Source organism: Mesorhizobium sp. M2A.F.Ca.ET.039.01.1.1 (assembly GCF_003998035.1).
In the GTDB taxonomy this organism is placed as follows: Bacteria; Pseudomonadota; Alphaproteobacteria; order Rhizobiales; family Rhizobiaceae; genus Mesorhizobium.
Map to the genome: position 1 here is coordinate 1 of NZ_RZRY01000473.1, position 4,986 is coordinate 4,986.

3 protein-coding genes and 2 pseudogenes are annotated in these 4,986 nt (G+C 59.9%); all 5 read left to right on the top strand.

Features of this window, described 5'->3' with window-relative positions:
• Window positions 1–273 (top strand): annotated as a pseudogene (locus EOA24_RS41850) (hypothetical protein); the annotation flags it as partial.
• A 98-nt stretch (window positions 274–371) separates the two neighbouring features.
• Window positions 372–2,276, top strand: coding sequence for a site-specific DNA-methyltransferase (locus EOA24_RS42465; protein WP_245501861.1), 1,905 nt, complete (start codon window positions 372–374; stop codon window positions 2,274–2,276).
• Entirely contained in the window at window positions 2,273–3,454 is a 1,182-nt protein-coding gene (locus EOA24_RS43325; protein ID WP_245501862.1) for a hypothetical protein, read from the top strand. Before EOA24_RS42465 ends, EOA24_RS43325 begins: the two co-directional genes overlap by 4 nt.
• Window position 3,455: 1 nt before the next feature.
• Entirely contained in the window at window positions 3,456–4,358 is a 903-nt protein-coding gene (locus EOA24_RS42475) for a DUF4357 domain-containing protein (protein ID WP_210213603.1), read from the top strand.
• A 40-nt stretch (window positions 4,359–4,398) separates the two neighbouring features.
• Window positions 4,399–4,986: pseudogene (locus tag EOA24_RS27165) on the top strand (DNA helicase); the annotation flags it as partial.

The window sequence follows — 4,986 nt, forward strand, 5'->3', positions numbered from 1 at the left end:
TATCTGCAGCGCCTGCAGACCGGTACGCCCGACACGCCGGCAATCAATGCCGATCGCCTCGATCAGATTCTTGCAAGTCATCTCATCGATCCAGCGCTCATCCGGGCAGACAGCTTCGCCGCTTTCATGGCCGACCGTCAGAGTCGATTGCTTGCGTTGATCGAAAAGGCGATGGGCAAGGCTGCCTATACCGGCGACGTGAAGGAAGAAGGTGTCGATGACGAGCAGGATGAGGATGGCGCGGAAGCCGAGATGACTATCGCTGCCGATTAGCTATCGAGAGCGTTGAAGGCGATCTTGCCACCGATAATAGTGCAGGACCGCTCCTGTTAGAAATTAATTACCGGTGCATTGCCGGGGAGGATTGTGTTTTGGCCAAGGCGCCCAAAGAAAAAAACGTCGACGCGCTGCGCCACAATGACCGGCGCATCAACAATCCGACCGCCGAGATGGCGTCGCTTTACGAACAACAGGAGGAGATGCAGGGTGAGAGTGAGCCGAGCCTAGTTCTGCCGCGCGCACGGCCGCTGGCGTCGGGCACCACGCGCGGGCGGGATACGGATGCCGATCCCCAAATCGTCTGGAACGGAATGAAAATCTCGCTGACGCGTGCTCAGGTCGCGCAGCTGGCCGAGACCGGTACGATCGAGATCGGCGACGCACAGCTGGTCTGGCGCGGCAAGGACACGCAGGACTGGTCCGACCTCGTTGTCAACACGCCGCCGCTCTACATCCAAGAGAAGGTGCATCCAAAGGCGATCATCAACGACCTCAAGCGCCGCTCCGACGCGTCGCGTGAGGCGAAGACCGATGCGCCCGATCTGTTCGCCGACTTCAACGGTCTGGCCGACCCGGAAGCGCGCGCAGAGTTCTACCAGCATTCGGTGCACTGGCAGAACCGTTTCATCCTCGGCGATTCCCTGCAGGTGATGGCTAGCCTCGCGACGCGCGAAGGCATGAAGGGCAAGGTGCAAGCGATCTACTTCGATCCGCCTTACGGCATAAAATTCAATTCGAACTGGCAGGTCTCGACACAGTCGCGCGACGTCAAGGACGGCAAGGCCGACAACATCACGCGCGAGCCCGAACAGGTGAAAGCGTTCCGTGACACCTGGAAGGACGGCATCCATTCGTACCTGACCTACCTGCGCGACCGCCTTTCGGTCGCACGCGAGCTGCTGACAGAGAGCGGCAGTATATTCGTGCAGATCGGGGATGAGAACGTGCACCGCGTCAGGGCGCTGATGGATGAGGTGTTTGGGGAAAATTTCTGTGCGTCCATCTTCGTGATGAAGACGACGGGTGCGGGCAGTCCGGCAATTTCTACCGACGTTTTGCCTTCGGTTGCGGACTATGTACTCTGGTACGCTAAGAACAAGGCGCTTGTTAAATATCGCCGGTCGTATTTTCGTCGTAAGCCATCAGATGATGGAAATTATCGCATGGCTCGGTTGGGGCATGTCGAGGATCGGCCTCTGACCAAAAGCGAGATGGATCGCGTTGACGACTTGTCAGCGGCAGTCCGCGTCTTCAGTCCGAATCCGCTCACGTCACAGACAGGTGCTCCGACTACAACGTTTGCGTATGAGTTGGCAGGGTCAATTTACGTTCCTGGGAAGGGCGGTTGGAAAACTAATCGGCAGGGTTTCGGCCGCCTACACAAAGCAAATCGGCTGATGGGGATTGGAAAGACACTGCGATACATCCGGTTTTTTGACGACTTTCCCAATCAAGGTCAAAACAACCTGTGGGACGATGCAAGGCAGAGTGGGTTTGGGACTGAAAAAGTCTACGTTGTTCAAACGACTCCCGCAGTAGTGGAGCGCTGCCTCCTCATGGCCACAGATCCCGGCGACCTCGTCCTTGATCCCACCTGCGGTTCGGGCACCACGGCGACTGTCGCTGAGCAATGGGGACGACGCTGGATCACCATCGATACGTCCCGCGTCGCGCTAGCCCTCGCCCGCACCCGGCTTATGTCGGCCCGTTATCCCTACTACCTGTTGGCCGACAGCAAGGAAGGACAGGCGCAGGAGGCCAAGCTGACGGGCAAAATCGCCTCCAGCACCCCGGTCTCCGGCGACATCCGCCAGGGCTTCGTCTACGAGCGCGCGCCGCACATCACGCCAACAATTCCCGCATCGACGACATCTGGGAGAAGTGGCAGGCCGTGCTGGAGCCGCTGCGAAAGAGGCTCAACAAGGCGCTGCAGACCAAATGGGAAGAGTGGGAAATCCCAAGGTATCCCGAAGACGAGTGGGACCCCAAATTGGTGAAGCAGCATTCTATCGCCATCGACCCGAATACCCCTCTGAAGTCCCGGCAGGCTGCTGTCGATAAACTCAACGCCGAATGGGACTGGGATTACACGCTGGACACCCTGCCTGAGCGTCCCGCTGAGGAATGGGGCGACGAGTGGTCAGAGGGCACGAGACTCCTCGAGCAGTGGTGGACCGCCCGCATTTCCCGCCAGAAGGAAATCGACGAGGCGATCGCCCAGGCCGCCGATGTCGAGCTGCTCTTCGATCGTCCCTTTGAAGACAAATCGCGGGTACGCGTCGCTGGACCGTTCACAGTTGAAAGCCTGTCACCCCACCGGGTCGCCACCAGCCGCGACGACAGTCTCTCCGACGATCTCGGTGCTGTTGAGGGCCGCCTGCAGCACAATCCCGCCAGCATGCCGGATGTCGATTTCGGCGCGATGGTGCTCGATCATCTGAGGTCGGCCGGCGTTCACCAGCAGGCGAAGTCCGACACGATCCGCTTTGCCTCCGTCGAACCATGGCCCGGCGAATACCTGGCCGCCATTGGGCTTTACACCGACGGCGACGACCGACAGCGGCGCGCCGGCATCGTCATCGGCCCCGAATTCGGCACGCTGACGCGCAGCCAGATCACGGCCGCAGCGCGCGAAGCGTCCGACGCGCGTTTCGACACGCTGATCGCCTGCGCCTTCAATTTCGAGGCCGGCGCCGCCGACCTCAACCGCCTTGGTCCGCTCGCCATTCTCAAGGCGCGCATGAACCCCGACCTGCACATGGCCGACGATCTGAAAAACACCGGGAAGGGCAATCTCTTCGTCGTTTTCGGCGAGCCAGACATTGACATTTCAGAGACCTATCGCGGCGAGATCGTCGTCAAGGTCAACGGCATCGATGTCTTCGACCCCTCGACCGGCGAGATCCGCAACGACGACGTCGACGGCATCGCCTGCTGGTTTATCGACACCGACTACAACGAAGAGAGCTTCTTCGTCCGCCACGCCTATTTCCTCGGCGCCAATGATCCCTACAAGTCGCTGAAGACGGCGCTACGCGCCGAGATTGACGAGGACGCTTGGACGACGCTCTACTCCGACACCTCCCGCCCTTTTCCGAAGCCGAAGACGGGCCGCATCGCGGTAAAGGTAATCAACCACTTTGGCGATGAAGTTCTGAAGGTTCTTGGGGTCTGACATGTCCCACATCAAAGGCCTCATAATCAACGAGCCATGCATCTCCCTCGTCCTAAACGGGCAGAAAATTTGGGAGATGCGAAAGACCCAGACCAGCATCCGTGGCCCAATCGCGCTAATCCGCAAAGGTTCCGGGCTGATTGTCGGAGTCGTGGATATTGTCGACTGCCTGCCGACGCTCGATGAATCGGAATACGCCCGTCACGAAAACAGCCACCACATACCGCCATCGCGCCAGCTAAGGGCGCGGCTGGACGGCTGGTCGGTGCCTTGGGTCTTCACCAATGTTCGCCAACTTCTGCAACCCGTCCCTTACCGACATCCGAACGGAGCCGTCATCTGGGTCAATCTGCAGCCGGCGATCGCAGACACGATCTCTCGCCAGCTCGGCGCAAACGCTCCGTCAGACTGGCAGGAAGGTCCAGAGGCCGCGCAGACCCCATCGTGTCAGCCTATGGACACGGCGTCCCAGTCGATGAGACGGGAAGAGCCCAAGACTACGGTCATTAGTCATCCAAAACCGGAACCGAAGACGTCACCGCCACCACACGCCTCTCGTCCTCCCGAAAGGCCCTCGACGACGATCTTCGTCTTTAGGCCTGAGCTGGCCCAGGCGTATGGTCGGCCGCATCGAGACGGTGGATTCGTCGTGTCCGCAGGCTCGACCGCGATGCGCCATGGCTCGCCGGCCGTGAAACGGGACTTGGCCGAAAGAGACAGCTTGGTGAGAAACGGAATCCTGGTGCCTGACAGCAATCCTGCCTTGTTCAGGTTTTCGAGGAATCATGTCTTTCGAAGCTCCAGCTGCGCTGCCGGGGTGATTCGCGATGGCAATGCCAGCGGCCCGTCGCTCTGGAAGGACGAACGGACCGGGAAGACACTGAAAGACTACGAAGCCGCCTGACGATGCGACTTGTCGGAAGATTATCGAAGGGGGAGCCGCAATGCCGACCATCCTGTCAGCTAACTTCCAGTCGGCGCTCGGCAAGCTCACCAATGAGGAGCGCAAGCAGACTGAGCTTACAGCGTTCCAGTTGATGTCGGACCCGAACCGGCCGGGCCTTCAATTCCATCGCATCGACAAGTCGCGCGACCCCAATTTCTGGTCCGTCCGCGTCAACCGTGATCTGCGCATCATCGTGCATAAGACCGGCGATAGCATCATGCTGGCGCATGTCGACCATCATGACGATGCCTACACATGGGCGGAACGGCGCGTCATCGACGAGCATCCGACCACCGGCGCGATCCAGATCCGAGAAGTGCGCGAACTTGTCGAAGAGATCATTGTCCGCACGTCCATCCAAGGCACCTTCCCGCTCGAGCCAACGTCGACCTCCCTGGAAAAACTGGCGCCCCCTATCTTCAACCTGTTAAGCGACGACGAGCTCATGTCGGTCGGCGTGCCCTTGGACTGGCTCGGCGATGTCCGTCGCGCCGACGAAGACGGTTTTCTCGCCCTGGCCCAGCATCTTCCGCAAGAAGCGCAGGAAGGGCTGCTAAACTATGCAGCGACAGGTATCCTTACCCCG

Bases quoted from the DNA above. Each gene is read 5' to 3' on its own strand.
- EOA24_RS42475 (WP_210213603.1), top strand. From the start codon at position 3,456: ATGTCCCACATCAAAGGCCTCATAATCAACGAGCCATGCATCTCCCTC.